This is a genomic window from Vibrio splendidus, assembly GCF_002873455.1.
In the GTDB taxonomy this organism is placed as follows: Bacteria; Pseudomonadota; Gammaproteobacteria; order Enterobacterales; family Vibrionaceae; genus Vibrio; species Vibrio splendidus_J.
Window position 1 is genome coordinate 30137 of record NZ_MCUN01000007.1, and the last position, 21770, is coordinate 51906.

The 21770-nt window shown below is 43.4% G+C and carries 21 protein-coding genes; 8 read left to right on the plus strand and 13 right to left on the minus strand.

Features of this window, described 5'->3' with window-relative positions; all coding sequences use genetic code 11:
- Positions 1-220 precede the first annotated feature (220 nt).
- Positions 221-2146 (minus strand): monovalent cation:proton antiporter-2 (CPA2) family protein, encoded by a 1926-nt coding sequence (locus BCU75_RS04520; RefSeq protein WP_102473042.1) that lies wholly within the window; start codon positions 2144-2146, stop codon positions 221-223.
- Between the two features lie 3 nt (positions 2147-2149).
- The gene (locus BCU75_RS04525) at positions 2150-2764 is read right to left on the minus strand and encodes an NAD(P)H-dependent oxidoreductase (RefSeq protein ID WP_102473043.1); all 615 of its coding nucleotides are present in this window, start codon (positions 2762-2764) and stop codon (positions 2150-2152) included.
- Between the two features lie 303 nt (positions 2765-3067).
- On the opposite strand from BCU75_RS04525, the gene BCU75_RS04530 reads away from it, so the two are divergent.
- Complete coding sequence (locus BCU75_RS04530; protein WP_102473044.1) at positions 3068-4144, plus strand: threonine aldolase family protein; 1077 nt, start codon at positions 3068-3070, stop codon at positions 4142-4144.
- Positions 4145-4245: 101 nt separating this feature from the next.
- Here the strand turns inward: BCU75_RS04530 and BCU75_RS24670 are convergent, their stop codons facing one another.
- Positions 4246-4371, minus strand: coding sequence for a hypothetical protein (locus tag BCU75_RS24670; RefSeq protein ID WP_017060906.1), 126 nt, complete (start codon positions 4369-4371; stop codon positions 4246-4248).
- Positions 4372-4642: 271 nt separating this feature from the next.
- Here BCU75_RS24670 and BCU75_RS04535 point away from each other — a divergent pair, with 271 nt between their 5' ends.
- Complete coding sequence (locus tag BCU75_RS04535) at positions 4643-5077, plus strand: YccF domain-containing protein (protein ID WP_032544929.1); 435 nt, start codon at positions 4643-4645, stop codon at positions 5075-5077.
- Between the two features lie 98 nt (positions 5078-5175).
- On the opposite strand, the gene BCU75_RS04540 is transcribed toward BCU75_RS04535, so the two are convergent.
- The 3 genes from BCU75_RS04540 to BCU75_RS24345 all read right to left on the minus strand — a co-directional run bounded on the left by BCU75_RS04540 (position 5176) and on the right by BCU75_RS24345 (position 7889).
- Positions 5176-6099 (minus strand): hypothetical protein, encoded by a 924-nt coding sequence (locus BCU75_RS04540; protein WP_102473045.1) that lies wholly within the window; start codon positions 6097-6099, stop codon positions 5176-5178.
- 230 nt (positions 6100-6329) lie between these two features.
- Positions 6330-7478 carry an L-threonine dehydrogenase gene (gene yiaY / locus BCU75_RS04545; RefSeq protein ID WP_076673347.1) on the minus strand — a complete coding sequence of 383 codons (1149 nt, stop codon included), beginning with the start codon at positions 7476-7478 and terminating at the stop codon, positions 6330-6332.
- A 258-nt stretch (positions 7479-7736) separates the two neighbouring features.
- Positions 7737-7889 (minus strand): hypothetical protein, encoded by a 153-nt coding sequence (locus tag BCU75_RS24345; RefSeq protein ID WP_198593394.1) that lies wholly within the window; start codon positions 7887-7889, stop codon positions 7737-7739.
- 213 nt (positions 7890-8102) lie between these two features.
- Here BCU75_RS24345 and yjjG point away from each other — a divergent pair, with 213 nt between their 5' ends.
- The gene (gene yjjG / locus BCU75_RS04550; protein ID WP_076673350.1) at positions 8103-8777 is read left to right on the plus strand and encodes a pyrimidine 5'-nucleotidase; all 675 of its coding nucleotides are present in this window, start codon (positions 8103-8105) and stop codon (positions 8775-8777) included.
- A 118-nt stretch (positions 8778-8895) separates the two neighbouring features.
- Positions 8896-9825 (plus strand): aromatic amino acid DMT transporter YddG, encoded by a 930-nt coding sequence (gene yddG / locus BCU75_RS04555; protein ID WP_076673352.1) that lies wholly within the window; start codon positions 8896-8898, stop codon positions 9823-9825.
- A 49-nt stretch (positions 9826-9874) separates the two neighbouring features.
- Here the strand turns inward: yddG and BCU75_RS04560 are convergent, their stop codons facing one another.
- On the minus strand, positions 9875-10771 hold the full coding sequence (locus BCU75_RS04560) for a cation diffusion facilitator family transporter (RefSeq protein ID WP_102473046.1): 897 nt from the start codon (positions 10769-10771) through the stop codon (positions 9875-9877).
- A gap of 305 nt (positions 10772-11076) precedes the next feature.
- On the opposite strand from BCU75_RS04560, the gene BCU75_RS04565 reads away from it, so the two are divergent.
- Positions 11077-11427: a hypothetical protein gene (locus BCU75_RS04565; protein WP_076673357.1), complete on the plus strand. Its 351-nt coding sequence runs from the start codon at positions 11077-11079 to the stop codon at positions 11425-11427.
- Between the two features lie 60 nt (positions 11428-11487).
- Here BCU75_RS04565 and BCU75_RS04570 read toward each other — a convergent pair whose 3' ends face one another.
- The gene (locus tag BCU75_RS04570) at positions 11488-12366 is read right to left on the minus strand and encodes a LysR family transcriptional regulator (RefSeq protein ID WP_102473047.1); all 879 of its coding nucleotides are present in this window, start codon (positions 12364-12366) and stop codon (positions 11488-11490) included.
- 161 nt (positions 12367-12527) lie between these two features.
- On the opposite strand from BCU75_RS04570, the gene BCU75_RS04575 reads away from it, so the two are divergent.
- The 3 genes from BCU75_RS04575 (at position 12528) to BCU75_RS04585 (ending at position 15981) form a co-directional block, all read left to right on the plus strand.
- Positions 12528-13127 carry a class I SAM-dependent DNA methyltransferase gene (locus BCU75_RS04575; protein WP_102473048.1) on the plus strand — a complete coding sequence of 200 codons (600 nt, stop codon included), beginning with the start codon at positions 12528-12530 and terminating at the stop codon, positions 13125-13127.
- A gap of 341 nt (positions 13128-13468) precedes the next feature.
- Complete coding sequence (locus BCU75_RS04580) at positions 13469-15025, plus strand: YjjI family glycine radical enzyme (protein ID WP_102473049.1); 1557 nt, start codon at positions 13469-13471, stop codon at positions 15023-15025.
- Positions 15026-15066: 41 nt separating this feature from the next.
- Positions 15067-15981 carry a YjjW family glycine radical enzyme activase gene (locus BCU75_RS04585; RefSeq protein ID WP_102473050.1) on the plus strand — a complete coding sequence of 305 codons (915 nt, stop codon included), beginning with the start codon at positions 15067-15069 and terminating at the stop codon, positions 15979-15981.
- 111 nt (positions 15982-16092) lie between these two features.
- Here the strand turns inward: BCU75_RS04585 and BCU75_RS04590 are convergent, their stop codons facing one another.
- The 5 genes from BCU75_RS04590 to yccS all read right to left on the minus strand — a co-directional run bounded on the left by BCU75_RS04590 (position 16093) and on the right by yccS (position 21653).
- Entirely contained in the window at positions 16093-17004 is a 912-nt protein-coding gene (locus BCU75_RS04590) for a LysR family transcriptional regulator (protein WP_102473051.1), read from the minus strand.
- Between the two features lie 74 nt (positions 17005-17078).
- Positions 17079-18338 (minus strand): hydroxymethylglutaryl-CoA reductase, encoded by a 1260-nt coding sequence (locus BCU75_RS04595; protein WP_102473052.1) that lies wholly within the window; start codon positions 18336-18338, stop codon positions 17079-17081.
- Positions 18339-18509: 171 nt separating this feature from the next.
- Complete coding sequence (locus BCU75_RS04600) at positions 18510-18830, minus strand: hypothetical protein (RefSeq protein WP_102473053.1); 321 nt, start codon at positions 18828-18830, stop codon at positions 18510-18512.
- 121 nt (positions 18831-18951) lie between these two features.
- Entirely contained in the window at positions 18952-19137 is a 186-nt protein-coding gene (locus BCU75_RS04605) for a hypothetical protein (protein WP_076673374.1), read from the minus strand.
- Positions 19138-19469: 332 nt separating this feature from the next.
- Positions 19470-21653 (minus strand): YccS family putative transporter, encoded by a 2184-nt coding sequence (gene yccS, locus BCU75_RS04610; RefSeq protein ID WP_102473054.1) that lies wholly within the window; start codon positions 21651-21653, stop codon positions 19470-19472.
- Positions 21654-21770: the final 117 nt, after the last annotated feature.

The window sequence follows — 21770 nt, forward strand, 5'->3', positions numbered from 1 at the left end:
TTTATAGCATGGTTTATGTGGGGTTTGAATGTTTCAAAAATGTAAGAAATGAACTCGTTTTTGCGTAGTTAAGAGAAATGAAAAATTATAAGTGGATCACATAAATTGGTGAGATTACCTGCATCAGGACTAATGATTAGCAGTCATAGGTGGTTTTGTTGAGGGGAAAATAAAGAAAAGCGGCTTAAGAGCCGCTTTTTGATACGTTTGGAATGATTACCTAGGATTCATCTTCTTCAAATCCATCAGCATAGCCTTTCGGCGGTGGTGTCCAACCACGTTCGGAGCGAGTGTGCTTGTCTGAACGGTCTTTCTTCATATCTTCTTTCATTGCTTCTTCTAGGTGAATGAAGATTTGTCGGTAGTTGTTGTCATAGCGCGGGTTCTCTTCCGCTTCAGACCAAGCTTGGTAGAGCTTTTCAGACTTACGACTTTCAACACGTTGATACGTTGATTTTTGTTGTTCAACGAAGAATGGGTGATGTCCAAGAGCGCGCAAGGCTTGTGCGCCCATTTCAAGTGCGGAGTGGTACGTTTCTGATTCCACAAAATCGGCGCCAGCTTCTCTTAAGCGATAGCTATGACCACGGTCAAATGCGCGTGCCAAGATTTTCACCTTTGGATACGTGTGTTTTACGTATTGAACTAATTCGACGCTAGAATCTTGATTATCGATAGCCACTACCAACATCGCGGCTTCTTCGATACCTGCGGTATGCAATAAGTCATGACGAGTCGCATCACCAAAGTAAGATTTGATGTTGATTGAACGTAGTAAGTCTACTTGATTAGCTTGGTGATCCAATACCACAGTATTGACATCATTAGACACCAACAAGCGGTTAACTATCTGACCAAATCGGCCAATACCTGCAATGATAACGGTGCCTTTCTCTTCGATAGTATCTTCTTCACGATCGTTAGACTTTTGCTCGTAACGAGGAAGTATCACTTTATCAAATAGAATGAATAACCCTGGCGTTAGGAACATGGAAAGTGCAACAACCAGCGACAGTGTTTGAACAATATCGGCTGGCAGTACATGGTTTTGGGATGAAAAGCTCAGTAGGACAAAACCGAATTCACCAGCTTGCGCCAAGCTCAACGTAAACAACCATCGGTCGCTATTTTTTATTTTAAAGATTAGCGCCAGTATAAATAGCACCAAGGCTTTAAGTAGCATAACGCCAAGGGTGAGGCCAATGATTAAACCAAAGTCGTTGAATAGAACATCAAAGTTGATTCCTGCACCTACGGTAATAAAGAACAAGCCAAGTAGTAGCCCTTTGAACGGGTCGATATTAGACTCAAGTTCGTGGCGAAACTCACTGTTAGCCAATACCACACCCGCAAGGAAAGTTCCCAAAGCAGGTGATAGGCCGACTAGGCTCATTAGTGCTGCAATACCAATAACCAACATTAACGCGGTTGCAGTAAAGATTTCACGCAGGCCTGAGCTTGCAACAAAGCGGAACAGTGGACGACTCAAGAAGTGTCCACCGACAACAACAATCGCAATAGATGCAGTGATCACGAGGCCATAAGCCCAACCGGGTAGGCCCGCAACGAGACTTAACTCTTCATGGTGATCAGAAGCTGAAGCGACCGCGCTTTGTGCCGCTTCGATTAATTCTGGTAACGCTAATAAAGGAATGAATGCCAGCATAGGGATGACGGCAATATCTTGGAACAACAGAACCGAGAAAGCGTTCTTGCCACCTTCAGTTTTGGATAACCCTTTTTCATTGAATGTTTGTAGAACAATCGCGGTTGATGACAGGGCGAAGATCAAACCGATAGTGAGTGCGATCGTCCAAGGTTGTCCAAAGAACAGAGCAATACCCATTACTATCGCGGTAGTGCCGCCAACTTGCAGACCACCTAGACCCATTAGGCGGTTTCTCATTGTCCAAAGCATTTTAGGTTCAAGCTCAAGCCCAACTAAGAACAACATCATAACCACGCCGAATTCGGCAAAGTGTTGAATGGTTGTGGTCTCTTCGCCGACCAAGCCGATAATTGGACCAATCACAACACCGGCAATGAGGTAACCAAGCACAGAACCGAGGCCAAGCCTTTTTGCTATAGGAACCGCGATGACTGCGGCGAGCAGATAGATAAATGCTTGTAGAAAATATCCTGTCATGATTTAACCCCTGCTCATCAGTTCATCAACGTAATGGTTTAGCTTTTCAGCCTTACTTGCTTTTTTAAGGTCGACTTGGCCATCAACAAAAGCTTCTAAAAGCACTTTATAACTATTTATGTGCTCTTGAATTCGGCCTTCTTCCAACGCAGTACGTGAACCAAACAAAGCCAATGGAGCCAAGTAGTTCATACCGCACAAAGAAGCGGTTTGTTCGATTGGGTGAAGCAGTTCACGTATGGTGAAATGGTTATAGCCATCAGTTTGATAAGCATCTTTCTTACCGCCAGCGGTGATACTGCATAACAAGCTTTTTCCTTGCAGTTCATTCCCGTCGGTACCGTAGGCAAAGCCATATTCGAGAACAAGGTCTTGCCATTCTTTAAGAATCGCAGGTGTTGAGTACCAATATAGTGGGAATTGAAAAATGATAATGTCATGGTCCAACAAGCGTTTCTGTTCACGGTCGATGTTGATCTTAAATGTTGGATACTCAGCATAGAGGTCGACACAGGTAACCCCGTTAATGCGTTTGGCTTGTTCAAATAAGGGTTTGTTAGCTTCAGAGCGATGCTGAGAAGGGTGGGCGAATAGCACCAAGACTCGATTTTTCGACATATAGCCCTCTTTATCCATTAGCGAATAATATTTATTGGAATTATAGATATACAATAATAGAAGAACGGTTGAACAACAACGAATTAGCCCATACATATCTATTTAGATGCGTGTGTTTTTAGGTGCCTAATTATACAAAACATCAGTCAATTTGAGTATTTCCGGCACAAATTGCCGATGACTGAGTAAAACTAATTATTCACGAATACTAAAAGCGAATATGGGCATTTTATGTCACCGTTGGCCGGTAACGTAAATGATTCAATACCCCTACATAGAACAACAATGAATAAAGGAAAAACTATGAGCATGGACTTGCGTCAACAATGTGATTTGTTGCTTTCCGGTCACCTAGAACCGACTCCAGCACAAACATTCGCTCAGATGGCTGAATGGTGTGAGAAACATAATGTGAGTCATGATAGCTACGGCGATGGTGAGTTTATCGAGAGCTTCGAAAGCAAAGTCGCGGAATTGCTAGGTTATGAAGCTGCTGTGTTTGTTATTACTGGCACCATGAACCAACCGACAGCGTTAGAAATTGCGTGCCAAGAGAAAAGAAATCCAGTAGTGGCGATGCATGAGTCGAGTCATATTATGCGTCATGAACGCCAAGGGTATCAGCTCCAAAACCGCTTCAATATACTTCCAGTTGGTAACGTATTTCGCACTTGGAATGTTGATGATTTAAAAGCGTGGCCTGATGAGATTGCAGCCGCTTTGTATGAACTGCCTATGCGTGAAATTGGCGGCCAATTACCTGAATGGGACGAGCTTGAAGCGATCAAGCAGTACTGCAAAGAACAATCGATCCACCTTCACATGGACGGTGCGCGTTTGTGGGAATGTGGTGCGTATTACCAAAAGCCATACAGCGAGATTGCCAAGGGTTTTGATAGTGCCTATGTTTCGCTTTACAAGGGGCTGAACGGCCTCGGTGGTTCACTTTTACTGGGTGATAAAGCCTTTGTGGAGAAAGCATCTGCGTGGATGAAGCGTCAAGGCGGCAATGTTTATCACCGAACGCCTTATGTGGTTTCAGCAGCAATGCAGTTTGATGAGCGATTAGAACTGATGCCTGCTTTATATGAACGCACCAAACAGGTTTATCAAATATTACAAGATTATCCTCAGTTCACGGTCAACCCGCAGCAACCGCAGGTTAACATGCTCCACCTTTATTTGCCTGTGAGCTATGAAGATGGGGTTATTGTGAGAGACAACATAGCGAAGAAACACAAAATTTGGATAGGAAACCCAGCGATCAGTGAGTTGCCAAACCAATGCAAGATTGAATGGTATGTTGGTGATAACTTATTAAATTTGCCTGATCATGAGTTGATAGACATTCTAGATTTTATTAATGAAGAGCTGATTTGATTAACGAAGAGTTGAATTGATTACAGCAGAAGTGAGTTAACTGAGATGAATACAGGACATGCTTCCTGTATTCATTTACGCCGAGAGGGTGGTGGGGTTTGTTACATATACTGGTTGATGTACACATCGACTAAAAACATGAACACAGGCACCGTGCTGAGAAGTCCGAAGAAGACGATTGGCACCCAGTTTTTCATTTTCTTTTTAGGTTGCTCAGTGTTATTCATAAATTCGGCCTTCAATTCGTTGTAGTTGTAGTTGTAGTTGTAATAATTGTAGCTGTTTAGCTTTGTGGTATTAACAATCTAAGAGCATGGTATCAAATAAAATCGATGAGCCCTACGTAGATTTGGCGTTTCATGGTGTGTATCAATCACATAAAATGTAAGTGATTCATAAACGGTTCATAAAGGTTCAACAATAATGAACCTATCAGAACAAGTATTGCCTTACTTGGCATATGAAATAAACAGCATTCAAAGATTTGGAGAATACAGAATGAAAACAATAGGAAACATCATTTGGTTTCTGTTCGGTGGCGTATTTATGGGATTAGCTTGGTGGTTCTTCGGGCTGCTCGCATTCCTTACCATCGTTGGTATTCCATGGGGTAGAGCGTGTTTTGTAATGGGTAACTTCTCATTCTTCCCATTTGGTCAGGAAGCGATTTCGCGTGATGAACTGACCAATGAAATGGACATCGGCACTAGCCCGCTAGGTGTTATTGGTAACATCATTTGGTTTTTATTTGCGGGTATTTGGTTAGCAATCGGTCACATCATGTCAGCCGTGGCGTGTTTCATTACCATCATCGGTATTCCGTTTGCGATTCAGCACCTTAAGTTAGCGGTTATCTCATTGGCGCCAATCGGTAAAACGGTTGTCGACAAACGCGAAGCGGAAGCCGCACGAGTAAGAAATTATAAAGGTTAATTCCTACAGCTACGTTTGTTATTTCTAATTAAGAAGCACATCGCAATGATGTGCTTCTTTTGGTTCTCTGATCTGTGAATTTATAAGGGAGTTAAGGATTAAACGTTATTGAACAAAACTTCTAACCTAAGCGTGATATTGGCTTCTTCAATGTGTTTCTCATAAGGCTCGCGCTCCCATTGGTAGCGAGGGATAAGTTCATAAAATAACCACTCTTTCCAAACGTTTTCCCGGTAAGTAATCGACACTTGTGAGTATTCATAATGGTTGTAAGGTTCATTGGTTGCTGTGATAGTCGCGCTATATTGCAGAGCTTGATCTTGAGAAAGGTAATGATATAAGGTCAAGCCTGAGCCATATTCCCATCCTTTTAAGTCATCGTTATAACCTGCAAAGTTTGACCATCGAGCCAAGAAATTATCATTTAGTGAAAGATCAAAGTCGATATCTGTGATCTCTCCAGTTTTCTGTTTTTCTTGGTAAACACGCTGAGTGAATCTGAACACAGCATCTGTGGTCAAAGGGTAAGTAAAACGGTAGCGGGCTTCAATTCGTGGACGTAAAGTCGCTTTTATATTGAAGCTACTATAGCCTTTTGCATAAGCGTCATAGCGTAAACCTAATGCACTTTCTAATTCTTCTGAGTCGTTAGGGAAAAAATCTAAGAATTCTTCATCACTGACAGATTCATATATTAATTTCAGACGCTTGCTCACAAAAGGAAGGTGTAAACGTGCTTTAAGTTTTGTGGAGTAATCTACTTTGCCACCCTCGGAGTAAATGAAATCGTTGTACCAACGGACGGAAGTACCAGCTCTTGCATCTTCGGTAATGCGATCATCGACAAAGAAATTGTCAAACCAAAGTGCAGGTTGGCAAAACTTACTGTTCAGGAAGTGGTAGGCTTTTTCGACAGGCACGTTTTCTAAGGGCTTACTGTGGCATTCGTTTTGTTCCTCTGCCTGAGCGGAGTATGTAAGGAATGATGCCAGTAATGAGGTGCTAATTATCCTAAGACTCAATGGAACCTGTTTGTCATTATATATATCAATAGTTTGACTATAACTAAGCAATTTAAACAACGCGACTTTTTTATGGTTAGTCGCTGGTGGTTCGTGCTGAAGGCGAAGGTCTGAAAGGGTTGGGTAGATAAAAGAAAACGGGCTCAGAAAGTGAGCCCGTTTGTGTATATATTGATTTATTTCTAGAGCAACATTTAACCGCGAAAGGTCAATAGAGCTTAGTATCTAGATTACATTGCCGCTTCGAAGATCGCTGAGATCTCTTCGTGTGTCGCTTGTTTAGGGTTAGTGAAGCCACAAGCGTCTTTCAGTGCGTTATCAGACAGAGTCGGGATATCTTCTAGCTTCGCACCAAGTTGAGCGATACCTGTTGGGATATTCACGTCGTTTGCTAGTTGAACAATCGCGTTGATGGCCGCTTCTGCGCCTTGCTCTGCTGTCATACCTTCAACATTCACACCCATTGCTTTTGCAACATCACGTAGACGCTCTGGGCAAACTTGCGCGTTGTAGCGTTGAACGTGTGGAAGCAAGATAGCGTTACATACACCGTGTGGAAGGTCGTAGAAACCACCCAGTTGGTGCGCCATTGCGTGAACGTAACCCAGCGAAGCGTTGTTGAAAGCCATACCTGCCATGAACTGTGCGTAAGCCATTTGCTCACGAGCTTCAATGTCTTCGCCGTGCGCTACTGCTGTTCTTAGGTGTGCTTGAACAAGTTCGATTGCTTTAATTGCTACAGCATCTGTAATTGGCGTTGCTGCGATAGAAACATAAGCTTCGATTGCGTGCGTTAACGCGTCCATACCTGTTGCAGCAGTTAATGATGCCGGTTTAGCAAGCATTAACTCAGGATCGTTTACTGAGATAAGTGGTGTTGTGTGCTTATCAACAATAGCCATCTTGATGTGGCGAGCTTCATCAGTAATGATGCAGAAGCGCGTCATTTCAGATGCTGTACCTGCTGTCGTGTTGATAGCAATCAATGGCATCATTGGCTTTTCAGACTGGTCTACGCCTTCGTAATCAGCAATCGTGCCGCCGTTTGAAGCAACCAGAGCGATGCCTTTTGCACAGTCGTGCGGAGAACCGCCACCTAGAGAAACAACAAAGTCACAATCGTTGTCTGTCAGCAATTCTAGACCATCGTTTACGTTAGTGATGGTTGGGTTTGGTTGAGTGCCGTCGAATACAACTGCGTCTACGCCACGCTGGCTAAGAAGATCTTGTACCTGCTTAACTACGCCAATTTGATTCAGGATCTTATCCGTTACGATCAGACCTTTTTTAAAGCCTTGAGATTGGATGCTATCAGCAGCATCTTTCAAACAGCCAGTACCCATGAAGTTGATTGTAGGGATGTAAAATGCAGTAGACATTGGAAAACTCCGTTAATTATGATTTTTAATTTCCTACATGTTGTCGGCATTCAAGTGGTCGACCATTGATCTGGAACAACTTTGATTCCGAACTACTACTTTGTGGCTAGTCGTTGTGATAGGGCTCATATAGCAATCGTTTTCATGGTTTTCGGTTGAGTTCTTTGTCAGTAATAGATAGTAATAAATTGACTCTACTAAGAGTGAATGGTTCCCTATAACAATGAAAAATAAGGTTTTTTATTGAAATCTTCCTAGTTAGGCTTGTGTCGACTTTTTATCTGAGTCATTACTGCATTCAATGTGAGGCTCTTGTGACTCTTCAGAATCAAGCGTGTCTTCTGGCTCCTCATCACAGTGTTTGACAAGAAAAGGGGTGAGCATGACAGACGATGGTAAAAAGTGCTTCATAGTACCTCCTGGTACATAAGTGTATTTCTTGTATGGTATTGGTTTAATATGTGGCAAAATTTGCGATACATCATGACTTGTGGCTTGTTTTCTATAAATTATTAGAACTATATTCAGGCTCACAAAATTGGTAGTAGAATGAACATCTGGCCTTTGCGCCAAGGACGATTTAAAGATAGACATAGCTCAACAGCGCGAATAGTAGGAAATAAAATGAAGTACGATTGGATATTCTTTGATGCGGATGAAACCTTGTTCCACTTTGATGCTTTTCAAGGAATGAAGCTGATGTTTTCTCGTTTTGGTGTGGATTTCAGCGAGCAAGATTATTCAGCTTATCAAAAAGTTAATTTGCCACTTTGGGTCGATTATCAAGATGGTCGCATTACCGCAGACCAACTGAAACACACGCGCTTCGAAAGCTGGGCTGAAAAGCTAGAAACAACAACGGCTGCTTTAAACAGTGCATTCTTAATGGCGATGGCGGATATCTGTTCTTTGTTACCGGGCGCGCAAGAGTTGATGGAGTCTTTAAAAGGCAAAGTGAACATGGGCATCATTACTAACGGTTTTACTGAGCTTCAGTCTATCCGGTTAGAACGCACCGGAATGACGGATTACTTTGACCACGTGATTATTTCTGAAGAGGTTGGGGTAGCGAAACCGGATGCGGAGATTTTTGAATATGCGCATAAGTTGGTTGGATTGCCATCAAAGCAAAGAGTATTAATGGTCGGGGATAACCCACATTCTGATATTCTAGGCGGACTCGATTTTGGCATTGAAACTTGTTGGTTAAACAGCCAAGAAAAGGCAACGCCAGCGGGTATTAACCCTCACTATCAAGTTAAGTCTCTCGCTGACTTGCAAGCACTTTTATTAGCATAACGGATGATCAAAGGCTAAAGGCTAAAGGTTAATTGCTAAAAGCTAAAAGCTAAAAGCCTGAGCTCATAACGAACGACCAGTAACTTATATTCAATTTAAAACAGATAAAGGAAAAGGCGTGCTGAAAACTCATCGCTATAGCTGCTACGGTATTATCGCCATTTTATTATGGAGCTGCTTGATTGCTCTGTCTCGTAGTGTCTCTGAACAGCTAGGTCCAATTGGTGGCGCAGCCAGTCTTTATACGGTGAGTGCGCTTTTGTTGGTCTGTGTTATGGGTTTACCAAGGCTGTCACGCTTTTCTAAGTCTTACTTGCTGATCGGCGGCGCCTTGTTCGTTTGTTATGAGATCTTCTTGGCTCTGGCTTTGGGAATGGCGAACAGCCGACATCAAGCGATAGAGATGGCAGTAATCAACTACCTGTGGCCGGCACTGACGGTGTTGTTTGCGGTGTTGCTGAGCGACAAGAAGATTAACTGGTTGGTTTATCCAAGTATCTTTTTGGCATTCTTCGGTGTGGCTTGGAGCATCAGTGGTGATCAAGGTCTATCTGTTGATCAAATTGCTGCCAACATTGCGACTAATCCTAAAACCTACTCGATGGCGTTTTTTGGCGCGATTATTTGGGCTGTTTACTGCAACTACACCCAGCGCGTTGCTAAAGGACAGAATGCGATTGTGCTTTTCTTTATCGCTACGGCGATCACTCTGTGGATCAAATATGCATTGAGTGATGAAACTGGCATGGTGATGACAACGAGTGCGGCAATTGACTTAGCGCTAGCTGGCGCTTGCATGGGCGCAGGTTATGCACTTTGGAACACGGCCATTCTGGGGGGCAATATGGTGTTTCTTGCGACCATGTCGTATTTTACGCCAATCTTCGCAACCTTACTCTCTTCGGTGATTTTAGGCTTGTCGTTGACTATGACATTTTGGCAGGGCGTTTGTATGGTAACCGTTGGTTCACTGGCTTGTTGGTGGGTAACAAGAGAAAAGCCGACGGCAAAGGCGTCGGCTTCTAAAAAAGTTAAATCTCACTCTTAACCTGAGTTTACGTTGGCGCGAGGTTGGCCTTCATATGTTATTTGCAAACTTAACTCGCGACATTAAGGTTCAATTGAAGCTCATAAGGCATTTTAGATAGGCGTCGCTTAAGCTGGCGGCGCGTTCGTTCAATATCATCGACCGCAATGGCTTGCTGATCGTTGGTATGAATATCAACGTTAATTCTTAGTTCTGGGCCAACCTTAGTCACACCCATCAGCTCCAAATCTTGGTCCGCTTCTTTGTCTACCGCGACAACATTCTTATCTACCGCGTCACAAATATCTTTGTTTGCCGACATCATAAGCAGTTCGCGCATTGCTTCACGTAACATGTCGAAAGGTACTTTGATGAAGTAGAACGACATTAACAACATCATCATCGGGTCAGCATATACCGCGTATTCTGCAAATGGAGAAAAGGTAATTAACCAAGCTGCTACGAAACCAGCCGTTACTGCCACACTCAGTAGCGTATCCATCTGCCATTGCTTAGATTCTGCCTGAATTAGACCTGAAGAAATACGTTTGCTCTTGTTAGCGATGTACCACCAAGCATAGCCACAACCCAACACGTTGAAAATACCAAACAGAGTCGCGATAGAAGCATCAACTTCACGACCACCAGTCATCATGGCACCAATCGCAGAGTAAAGTGAATAGCTAACCACTAGCAGAATCACAATTGCTTTAATCGCAATCACAATTGGTTCAATGATGGCTCGACCAAACGGGAACTCCCTATCTGATGGGCGATTAATGTATTTCGATGCAGCTAGTGACAATAAAGTTAGCAGTAAGCTGATAAGAGAATATACACCGTCAAATACTATGACCAGAGAGCCAACGAGAAGACCCAACACCAATCCGCCAACTGCGAAGCCTGATGCTAAAAGGGCTGAGAACAATAGTACTCGATTTTCGTTTTGGCTTTTCCTGTCACACATAAAATTTTCCAGATGTTTTTGATAACTTCATTGTTCTAATATTGAGCTAACTTTACAAACTTTATCTGATGATCTTTATATGCCTTACTAATGTTGCCTTAATAAATTGCTATAATTCAATTGGTTAGATTAACATTAAGGTGCCAATAAAGTTGACGTTGAGTGTTTTCTGGGAATGATGTGCAACTGAAATAGGATCGTTTATGATTAATAAAACACATTAGTCGCTAGGGTTTCATTGGTTTTCTATACTTTGTTGGAACTGGAACTGGAACTGAGGTGGATTAGACAAGGAGTAGAACAATATGAAGTTTGATGATATCAGTGATAACGAATTGTGGGTGATAGCTAACCCGATCATGGATAACCTGATGGACGGTTCAACAAAGGTTGATCATGCGCAGCATTGTCGAGATTTTACTCAAAGGATGAAAGACATTGTTACGCCAGAATATTTAGAAAAGGTGTGTCACCATTATCAGCACAGCAATGGCTTTTTTGCTGAACGTGAGCCAGTTGCGCTATTCAGACGCTCCGATTCCATCGCCTTTGTTTGGAAACAAGCGTATACCATTGCGAAAGGCGAGTTTGTGGCCGAAATGGTGCTGGTTGAAGAAGGCGGACGCTATTTAGTGGATCACGTGATGGTCTTCTAAAGGAGAGCTTTCTATTTGTTAGATGATTTTAAGTGTCGAGATAGAACATTACCTGGCGCTTTAAAAATCAAACAAGTAATCGCTGATCTGATCTGCTAACCAATTCATTCCTGGGTGTTCTGCCATACCTGCCGCGGTAAACATACAGTAGTCTTCCTGTGTTAAGCCATAAGTGTGCTTGATCACCGCCAGTTCCTGTTCACGCAATAAATGGCGAATCAATGGCTCTGGCATTACGCCCCACGCCTCTTCACGTAAAATTGTATCCAACATGAAGTCGAAGCTAGAGAAGCCTATGTAACGGCGAGAGAAGGGCTCAAGTTCAGGGTTATCCTTTTCATTGAGATAAACCATGGTTGCTTGCATCGAATTTCTCAGTACTTCATCCGACACTCGTCGCATCGCACTCAGATCATGTCCTTTCTTACACACAGACATCATTCGAATCTTACCCAGTGGGTTGTAGATAATTCTTGGGTCATCGACACGTTCGTAATCGACGCCAAATGCGAAGTCTACTTGCTGAGTTTCAACTAAATTAGCTAAGTCGCCGCTCGATGCGAGAACGAAGTTGAATGAGGTAGAAGGGTACTTGTTATTTAAGGCGTGAGATAAATCCTGCCACATTTCATCGGGTAAGGAGTCATCTCGTGCAATCCAAATTTCCGCGTTAAATTCCCCCGAAACATGCAAGCAGGTCTGTTTAATACGCGCAGCTGTCACCAACAAGCCTTCACAATCTTTGTAAATTGCTTTACCCGCTTCAGAAAGTTCAACGTGGTTTCCGCTGCGTACGAACAACTCGACATCTAACTCTTTTTCTAAGGCTTTGATCGACATGCTCAGTTTGGTTCGGTTACATTCAAGCTGTCGAGCAGCTTCAGAGACGGATCCTAAATCAGCAACGGAACAAAAGGCTTGGACTTGAGAAAGGTTCATTTCATTTCCATATTGAGCGGGTGGCGGTGCATATTATCTGAATATTGTGCTGACTATCTTAGAAATAGTCCATCTTTGCATGATAACTCTATGACGAATTGACTAATTTGGTTTATTCTGGGGGCGTTCCGAACCTACAAGAAGTAAAGATGGAGGCCATGATGGCGAAACAATGGGACGAGTACGCACCTGATTGGGATAACGATCCCGCTACTGCTGTATTCGCACAGTCCGCATTTGACCAGTTAACACAGCTCGTTGATTTGAACGGAACCCGTGTCCTTGATTTTGGTTGTGGTACAGGATTACTCAGCCAGAAAATATCTCCTTTTGCAAAAGAGATCATCGCTCTCGATATCTCAGAAGGGATGATTGAAGAGTTAGATAAGAAAGAGTTACCAAACGTTGAACCGGTTGTTGATATTTTATCGCGCGGACTTGCAGCGCAGCATCCAGCATTCAGAAACCAGTTTGACCTAGTGGTAGCCTCTTCGGTGTGTGGTTTTATCCCGAACCTACAAGACACAGTCAGTCTAATTTACACGCTGCTTGAAAACGACGGCACATTTGTACATTGGGATTGGTACTTAGAGAACGACAGCCAAGACTACGGTGTAAGCCAACAACGCTCAGAGAATGTATTGAGTGCAGCGGGCTTTGCAGTGGTTGAAGTTTCAACACCATTCTCGATTGACACTCCACAAGGAGAGTTAAAGGTGCTGATGGGGGTTGGGCGGAAACAAGTACTTCCTCACCTGTAGTTCTGTGTATGCCTTGAGCTATCTCGGTAATGCTCATCTAAAGTAACGAAACCCACATCAACGATCTTAAGGTCAGTTATGTGGGTTTTCTATTTTTAGTCGTTTGTGTTTCAAACCAGCGAGTGCTGTTTAATATCTTCACTATCACTATCACTATCACTATCACCGCCGTTACTGGCTTCTTTCTTCCCATTTCGTTCATAGACAAGCTAATCCTCAACAATTAACAATTAATAAATTACTCATTTCCATTTTGGAAATGTAGTCTTGCATACATTTCATTAGTGGAAATATGACGGTGAGATGTAAAATAAGCCCATAATAATATTAAGGGTTTCATCATGAGCCATCAATCTGCTTCTCCACAACTTTCAGAGCAACAACAATGCTTTAGCAATATCATTTCAGATGCCAACCTGTCTCCAAAGCAGAAGTCGAGCTATCTTGCCTTAGAAGCTGAAGCGAGCCTGCCGTATATGCCGGTAAGCAACGAAGTAGAGCAAGCCTTACAACAAGGTGTGCTATGTGACATGTTTGAAGGGCACGCACCATTTAAGCCGCGCTATGTACTTCCAGATTATTCTAAATACTTACATCAAGGCTCAGAGTATTTAGAGCTTGGCGCGGCAACCAATTTCGATGAAGCATTGAACATGCTTACCATCCTTTACCACCATGTTCCGTCAGTAACATCAATTCCGGTTTACCTGGGTCAGTTGGATGATGTACTGATGCCATTTGTTGGCGACTTGACGGATGAGCAGGTGTATCAAAAACTTAAGCTGTTTTGGATCATGTTGGACCGCACACTGCCAGATGCCTTTATGCACGTTAATATCGGCCCGACAGACAATGTTGTGTGCCGTACGATTTTACGCGTAGATGCTGAACTCAAGCAGATCGCGCCAAACTTAACCTTTATGTACGACCCTGCTGTGACCCCTGATGATTTACTTCGTCATGCAGCGAGCAACATCTGTGAATGCAGTAAACCACATATCGCAAACTATCCAGCGCATGCCGAGGCTTACGGCGACAAGCGTTTTGGTATTGTGAGCTGCTACAACTCCTTACCTTTGGCGGGTGGTTCAAACACCTTAGTGCGTATGAACCTTAAGCAAGTGGCGTTAAAGTCTGAAGATAGTGCTGACTTCCTACAACAAGTATTGCCGAACTACAGTAGCATCATGGTCGAACTGATGAACGCACGTAGCCGCTTCTTGCATGAAGAGTCTAACTTTTTTGAAGGCTTCCTGGCTAAAGAAGGCCTTATTGAAGAAGATCGCTTTGCGCCAATGTTTGGTATTTATGGCATGGCTGAAGCCGTCAACATCTTGATGGAAAAAGAAGGCAAAGTGGGGCGCTATGGCCACGATGAACCGTCTAATCAACTCGGGCACCGAATTTCTGAAAAACTGGCTGAAATCGTTGAAAGCTCTGAAGTGAAGTATGGGCTAGAGGGTAAAGCTCTGTTGCATGCACAAGGTGGTATTAGTTTAGATGAAGATGTGACTCCGGGTGTCCGTATTCCTTATGGTACCGAACCGGATCCAGTATCTTATGTTCGTGCTACTGCTGGTCACCATAAGTTCTATACCTCGGGTATTAGTGACATCCTGACCATCGACGAAACAGTGAAATCTAACCCTGAAGCGATGTTCAACTTGTGTAAAGGGGCAATTCAAGCGGGTTACCGTGAGTTCACGGCTAACGTGGCATCAAACGATTTGGTTCGTGTAACGGGTTACATGATTAAGCTCTCTGATATTGCGAAATACGATGAGCAAGGCTCACGTACTAATACCACCTTCTTAGGTGCTGAAGCCGCGAAGAATACGGGCATATTAGAGCGTAAACCACGTGTAGCCAGTTTAGAGATGTCACCGACGTACGACTAACGCCTTAACCCAACGATATCAATAATTAAACCATATCAATTATGAAAGTTTCTGATCTAACAACTCAAATGGCTAGGGTTAAAAATAATAAGACAGAAAAACAAGCGAAGGTCAGCCGTGTGCTGACCTTTTCTTGTGTTGACGGCCCGGGAAACCGCTTAGTGCTGTTTCTTCAGGGCTGCAATTTTGACTGCATTACTTGCCACAACCCACACACAATCAATCACTGTAACCATTGTGGGGACTGCGTGAGTGCTTGTCCAAGCAGTGCCTTAAGCATGGTTGATGGCAAAGTGAAGTGGGACCCAGAAGTTTGTACCAACTGCGATCAGTGCATCGATATCTGCGATCATAAATCGAGCCCTAAAATCACCACAATGAAGGTCTCAGAGGTTCTTGATCTCGTCAGGCATAACCAGTTCTTCTTAAGTGGAATAACTGTCTCCGGTGGTGAAGCGACCATGCAGTTGCCGTTTATCATCGAACTGTTTCAAGCGATTAAAAGCGATTCGCAGTTAGCGCATCTCACGTGCTTTATTGATAGTAATGGTTCACTGCCACAACAAGGCTGGGAAAAGGTGTTGCCTTACCTTGATGGCGCGATGATTGACCTAAAATCATGGCAGTCGGAAACACATCACTGGTTAGTGGGCAGAGGAAATCATCGGGTGTTTGAAACCATCAACTATTTAGCTGATAAAGGTAAGTTACATGAAGTCCGGTTGCTGCATATTCCTAATAAAAGTGACCTAGATATCGAGGTAGAGCAGGTCGGGTGTTACTTGAAGGGTTTGCCAAGTGATGTTCGAATTCGACTGAATGCGTTTCAACATCATGGTGTGATTGGTGAAGCACTAAAATGGCCTAAATGCACCGAACAACAGATGCAGAGCTTTCACGACAAGCTCTACACGATTGTTCAAAGGCCAATGCAAACCCCAGAGGTTTATAGCTAGTCTTTATGTTTGTGGTGTTTAAACAAACCATCAAGCTTCTAGAAATACTAAGTCTCTAAAACAATCAGTCTCTAAAACACTCAGCTTCTAGACAATTATGTCTCCAAAGCACTATGTTTCTAAAAATAAGTCACACAACCATTTGATCGCTTGATCATTCATGTTGGGCTTGTTCCACACCAAGCTATACGCAACCTTACCGTAATCAAAAGGCAAGGGTTTGCTCACTAAGCCTTGCGCTTGCTTAGCATGTTCTGCCCACTGTTTAGAGCAAGTGAACAGGAAAGGCGTGTGGTGACACAGTACAGCCGCTGCACCGAAGTCCGCTACCGATATTGCCATATCTCTTGGCTTATGACATTGAACTAAGTTTTGCTCAAAGTAAGGCTGAGACAGTTCGTTATCTAAAATCCCAATGTGCTTGTAATCTAAGTAGCCACCAATCGTCAGTTCTTGCTGGGCAAGAGGGTGGTCTGCGCCCATCAAACAAACCATTTCGTCTGGAAGAATCGTTTCCCAAACCAGTTCTTTATTATCGGTCGGTGGCTGGGAAATATCATGAGGCAACAAGATCAAGTTCACCTTACCGCTGAGTAGGGCATCGAAGCCAAGCTGCTGTTTTGAATAGATATTGAGTTTAGCTTTAGGAGCAAGTTCTGTGGTAATTTTGCTGAGTTTTGATGCGAATACTTCAAAGGTACTTTCGCGCATCGAAAGTGAAAAGCTGCCTTGGTATTCTTGAGGAGTAAAACTCTTCTGATGAAGCAGTCCGTTCATGCTTGAAAGAATCGCGTGAACCGTCGGAGCTATCTGCAAGGCAAACGGCGTCGGAATCAGCTTGGTGCCATCTCGATAGAACAGTTCGTCATTAAGAATTTCACGCAGTTGAGACAAGGTTTTGCTCACACTCGAAGGGCTTACACAAAGTTGTTCTGAGGTTTGAGTAACGCTGTGGGTGTTCAGCATAATATGAAGCGCAGTGAGGTGCTTAAGGCTCACTCTAGATAAGTGTAAGTAATCCATTTATGACTCATGCATTGAGAATGGCTTGATATTTGGCGCAACACACAAAACACCAAGCCAATCGGACAAGGTTATTAACGAGCTAGCTTATGGTGAGCTCGTGAAAAGTGGCCAGCACAAAACGCACCAACAATCGATAGTTCACCCGCCAAACACAATGCAGCACAAACTTCAGCGAGGGCTTGTGATTTACCGTTGCCATGCAGCCCAAGCAAATCTAAACACGCTTTTTGACTTGGTAAACCGGTACCGCCGCCAACAGTCCCTAACATCAAGTTAGGCAGTGTTACGCTTGCGTATAAACCACCTTCTTTATTGAGCTCCATGCGAGTCATACCAATCGCTGATTCAGCAACACAGGCCGCGTCTTGCCCGCAAGCGATATAGAGTGCCGCCAGTGCATTCGCATAATGAGCATTAATACCGATAGTGCCGCTCAAAGCACCACCCACCGTGGTCATTTGTCCGAACTGCACCATCTTCTCTGGTGTGGTGTGGAGGTACTTAGCGATAAGCTCAGCAGAGATATTAACCTCAGCCGTAACCTTTTTACCACGAACGCTGCGCAAGGTTTGGGTATTGGCTTTTTTGTCGCCTGACAAGTTGCCATCTAGGAAAGCATGATCGGGCTTAACGGGTGTATTTTCTATGATGTGCTCAAAGACAGCACTGGTGGCGATGGTCACCATGTTCTGACCAGAAGCATCACCGGTGAGAAATTCAAACACTAAGTAAACATGGTTACCTTCGATGTTGATGTTGATGTCAGTAAGCTTGCCGTGTGATGTTGTTGATTCTGCTAAGATCTTGAATTGATTATATTGAGTCACAGCCCAAGCCACAAACTGTCCAGCTTCAACTAATCCTTGGAAAGCGAAACCAGGAGTACGCGTGACACCTTCATTGAGCAACATTGCACTTGCTCCACCACATGCTGTAATCAGCTTAGAACCACGATTGTAAGACGCAACAAGTGCTGCTTCTGTGGTCGCGAGTGGTACCAGGTAATCGCCTGTAGCAAATAGTCCATTGACTCTTAAAGGACCAGACACGCCCACAGGGACTTTAACGGTGCCAATAAAGTGTTCAATGTTTTTCTCATAAGCTTGTATCTGACTTTGTGTATGAGGGTCGAGGAGCTCCTGTTGCGAATTCAAATTGTCGAGAGCTGCCCAGCGACGTGCTAGATTTTTTTCTGTCAGATAGGGGCTAGGAGTCAGCTTATTTACTGGCTTTTCAAAATGAGGCTGAAGCTTTTTTTCTAATGCGTCTGCGGAGATGTCGCCTCCTAAAATAGAAACATAGTCACGGCGATGCAGATTTAGTTTTGGCATAAATAGTATGAAGTAAAGTTTGTGCAGCAAAATTGGTTTGCGCTGATTCTACCGAGTAATAAACCAGAAACAAGCGCCTGATATAATGAGTTACAGTTTGTATGGGTTTAGCAGCAATTTGTTCGTCTAAGTAAGACAACTTTGTCAAAAAATGCTCACTATGAGATTGAGCTAGATATGGATGTCGAGAAGGCTGCCGATGGCTTCGTTTTGACGATCAACGACACTTGCACCGACGCGGTTATAACTTGCGCTTTGTGTTAGTTTTATCAAGGCATCAGTTGAGGATGAAGCGGGTTCCGGTTCTTTCTCTTTAAATGAAATCGATTGATCAGGTTCTATTTGGTTAAAACTGAAATCGCTAGTTTGGAAAGTATCATCGGATTCTAGAGAGTGTTTGGAGGCTTGGTTGAGCTCGATTGCGGCTTCTTCAGCCATGTTGGCTGACTGCTGAATAATGGCGTAACCAGATTGAATACCAGATATCGACATAGCAGAACCTTTTATTGACGTATTTAATGAGTCTAGGCGGACGATATTTTGAGCGCAATGGTGAACGGGTGAAATTTACGGCGAAATAGTGAACTTAAGCTAAAATAGTGACGTCTGTCTATTAATTGAACAGGTCATTTAGTGCGTTTAGCTCTTCATCGGTAAGCAGAGAAGACTGGTCCGTTTCAAGGTTTCCGTCGATTTCACCTTGAAGTGCTTTCAATTGCTGTGGGCTAAGAAGCTGTATTTGCTGCCTAAATACTTCAAATTGTTGTGTATTCATAATGTGACCTTTGTTCAAATCCATATGCTCTATAGAGCATAGCCTACTGATTCCAGAAATCAAACAAGATTAAGTGAATATTAAATGAAGTTTGAAGTTTCCTAAAACTAAGACAACTATAAATTCATGTGGTCGTTTTTTGTCCGAGGAATGTTAGGCAAAGTTATGGTTGGGTCAATCAAAGTCAGAGAATTCTCACAATGTAAAAATCTCTTGAGCCCTTGTGGAGTAAGGGTAGGCAAGTAGCTGTCCTACCTATTTGGGGTTGTAGGTAGAACAATGCATAAATACATTTAATGATCAAAAGGTAAGCGATTGGCGTTATCTTTCTGTTTTTACAGTATTTTGTTTGTTACTCAAGAAGCTTCTGTTTCAAACGGCTTATCGATCTTTACCTTAACCGCAAACTTGGTCGCTAAAGTATGTAATTCTGGAAGCATTCGATAAATCAAATGCAGCTGTTGTAGAACCATTCTCACAGAGCTCTCATCCTCTTCTCGCCACTCACTCAAACGTTTATCCAATTCAGGATCGTAAGCGTTTTTTACTTCACACTGTTCTTGGTGGGAGTAGAGTTGATCATTTAGAGCATCTAGGTGTTCGTGTATTACTCTGTGCGCGTCCAGTACCAGTTTATGTGTTGCTTCATCATCGATACGTGTTCTGTGGGCACCTAGGGCAGAAATATAGCTGAGTAGAGCATGGTTGAGTGTTAGGAATCGGAAACTCTCATCTTCAGAGGTACGATACTTACCCGGTTCAACCAACATGCTACTGATGGCCGCAGTCAGGTTGGCATCGTTATTGTGTGCACTACGGCGCGCAATACGGTAATTAAGGGTGTCTTTTTTACCTACACGATATTGGCCAATGATCTGAGCGAGATAGTTCTTATTGGAATCGAGCGCATCTGCCATTACTTTGTGCAATCGCTTTGATTGCCAATCAGGCAACACGTAAATGACAGCAAGTACGGCGAGGGCACAACCAATAAAGGTATCCGCTAGTCTTGGCAATACCACCGCGTAGCCTTCCCCTAATTGGTTAAAGCAGAAGAGTACAAGCAGCGTGATAAAGCCGGTCGCGAACCCGTAGTTATTGATTCTGAATGCAAAGAACATCACTCCACTGATCACAATGAAAACTAACTGGCTCTCTTGAGACGGGAAGAAGGTCAGTAGCGGTACGCCGATCAACAAGCCTGCGACGGTGCCAATGACCCGAGCCGTTAGCTTTTGGCGGGTTGCACTGTAGTTTGGTTGACATACGAATAGTGTTGTCAGCAAAATCCAATAGCCTCTTTCAATATTAAAGCCTTGGATAATTCCGTAGCCGAGCGTCAATGTGATTGCCATACGTATCGCATGACGAAACAGCATTGAGTCGGTATTCAGGTTGGCTTTGATCTTGTGCCACATTGCCGTCAAAGTATGAGGGTTGGTATCGTCCAACACACCTTCTTCTAACTTCTCTGCATCCGGGTTACTGATATTCGAGAGCTGCTTCTCGACGGTCGCTAGGTTATTGAATAAGTAATCCAACTGGTTGAGCAATGATTTCCATTCGGGCTTATTTTGTTGGTTAAGATGGTTAAGCGAAGACATTAGCTCATCAAGCGCCAATACAGACTTATCGCCATGTTGGTATTCTGCTCCGACTTTCAATGAGCTCGCCACTTCTTTACAAGCTGTGGCTTGGGCTTCGAGTAGATACTTGAATCGAAACAACACGTCAGAGCGTTCAAAGTGCTTTGCTAGCTCTTGATAGCGGTAGTGGGTAGAGCTCACACGCTCATGAATGTCTTGTGCGATGAAATAGGTGTTAAGGAATCGATCACTCGGACCATCAATGTGCCCGCGCTTAGAGCGGTTAAGCAGCGTCGCTTTACACATGTTGAGTGCATTAACGGTACTGGCGTTTAACTTAGCTTCAATAATGCGATGTGGCTGAGGAATAAGGTCAGATACAGGGTAAAAGAGTTCCGCTTTTGAGCCGATGTAATTGCCAATTTGATCGAATACCGTAGCCAGGTTTTGTTGTACGGGTTGCATCGGCCAGACAATCTGCCAGATCATCGACATGAAGTAGTACCAAGCGGCACCGGTTAAAAGTAGAAGCGGTTGAAACCAAAGGTTGGTGCTCTCATGGGCACCGAGCATGGTATAGATAGCAACAAGCAGCGAACCAAACGCGATACTGGCGTATTTAGGGCCAATTGCACCGAGTATAATAAAAGAGAAAGTTGAAACGAAAAGCCCTATCGCGAACAGCCAAGGTGTATCGAAGAGAATTTCAATAGAGAAAGCAGCCACAGCGAAACAGATAAAAGTCAGCGTGAGTGCTTTGAGACGGCCAGTAAAACTGTCGTCACTTTCAGCAAGAGCCGCAGCGATAACACCTAAGATCAAAGGTGTGATAAGTGTGTTTTGTCCATAATACCAAGCAGGTACCACAACACCGAGCAAAGTGATGAGAATTAATACGCTGTAATTTATGGTTTTATTCGCCCAATAGAGGCGCAATTTGGCTGAGAAGTCCACAGTCGCTCACTTGACACACTAAAACCATAATCCTAACAGAAATCAAGCACAAGAATTTGATACTTATCCATAATTGCCCTTAGATGGTCATGAAAGCATCGATAAGATGTGAGACAT

Coding starts and splice junctions, on each gene's coding strand:
- BCU75_RS04520 (WP_102473042.1), bottom strand. CDS start 2,146: ATGACAGGATATTTTCTACAAGCATTTATCTATCTGCTCGCCGCAGTC.
- BCU75_RS04525 (WP_102473043.1), bottom strand. CDS start 2,764: ATGTCGAAAAATCGAGTCTTGGTGCTATTCGCCCACCCTTCTCAGCAT.
- BCU75_RS04530 (WP_102473044.1), top strand. CDS start 3,068: ATGAGCATGGACTTGCGTCAACAATGTGATTTGTTGCTTTCCGGTCAC.
- BCU75_RS24670 (WP_017060906.1), bottom strand. CDS start 4,371: ATGAATAACACTGAGCAACCTAAAAAGAAAATGAAAAACTGGGTGCCA.
- BCU75_RS04535 (WP_032544929.1), top strand. CDS start 4,643: ATGAAAACAATAGGAAACATCATTTGGTTTCTGTTCGGTGGCGTATTT.
- yiaY (WP_076673347.1), bottom strand. CDS start 7,478: ATGTCTACTGCATTTTACATCCCTACAATCAACTTCATGGGTACTGGC.
- BCU75_RS24345 (WP_198593394.1), bottom strand. CDS start 7,889: ATGAAGCACTTTTTACCATCGTCTGTCATGCTCACCCCTTTTCTTGTC.
- yjjG (WP_076673350.1), top strand. CDS start 8,103: ATGAAGTACGATTGGATATTCTTTGATGCGGATGAAACCTTGTTCCAC.
- BCU75_RS04560 (WP_102473046.1), bottom strand. CDS start 10,771: ATGTGTGACAGGAAAAGCCAAAACGAAAATCGAGTACTATTGTTCTCA.
- BCU75_RS04565 (WP_076673357.1), top strand. CDS start 11,077: ATGAAGTTTGATGATATCAGTGATAACGAATTGTGGGTGATAGCTAAC.
- BCU75_RS04570 (WP_102473047.1), bottom strand. CDS start 12,366: ATGAACCTTTCTCAAGTCCAAGCCTTTTGTTCCGTTGCTGATTTAGGA.
- BCU75_RS04575 (WP_102473048.1), top strand. CDS start 12,528: ATGGCGAAACAATGGGACGAGTACGCACCTGATTGGGATAACGATCCC.
- BCU75_RS04580 (WP_102473049.1), top strand. CDS start 13,469: ATGAGCCATCAATCTGCTTCTCCACAACTTTCAGAGCAACAACAATGC.
- BCU75_RS04585 (WP_102473050.1), top strand. CDS start 15,067: ATGAAAGTTTCTGATCTAACAACTCAAATGGCTAGGGTTAAAAATAAT.
- BCU75_RS04590 (WP_102473051.1), bottom strand. CDS start 17,004: ATGGATTACTTACACTTATCTAGAGTGAGCCTTAAGCACCTCACTGCG.
- BCU75_RS04595 (WP_102473052.1), bottom strand. CDS start 18,338: ATGCCAAAACTAAATCTGCATCGCCGTGACTATGTTTCTATTTTAGGA.
- BCU75_RS04600 (WP_102473053.1), bottom strand. CDS start 18,830: ATGTCGATATCTGGTATTCAATCTGGTTACGCCATTATTCAGCAGTCA.
- BCU75_RS04605 (WP_076673374.1), bottom strand. CDS start 19,137: ATGGATTTGAACAAAGGTCACATTATGAATACACAACAATTTGAAGTA.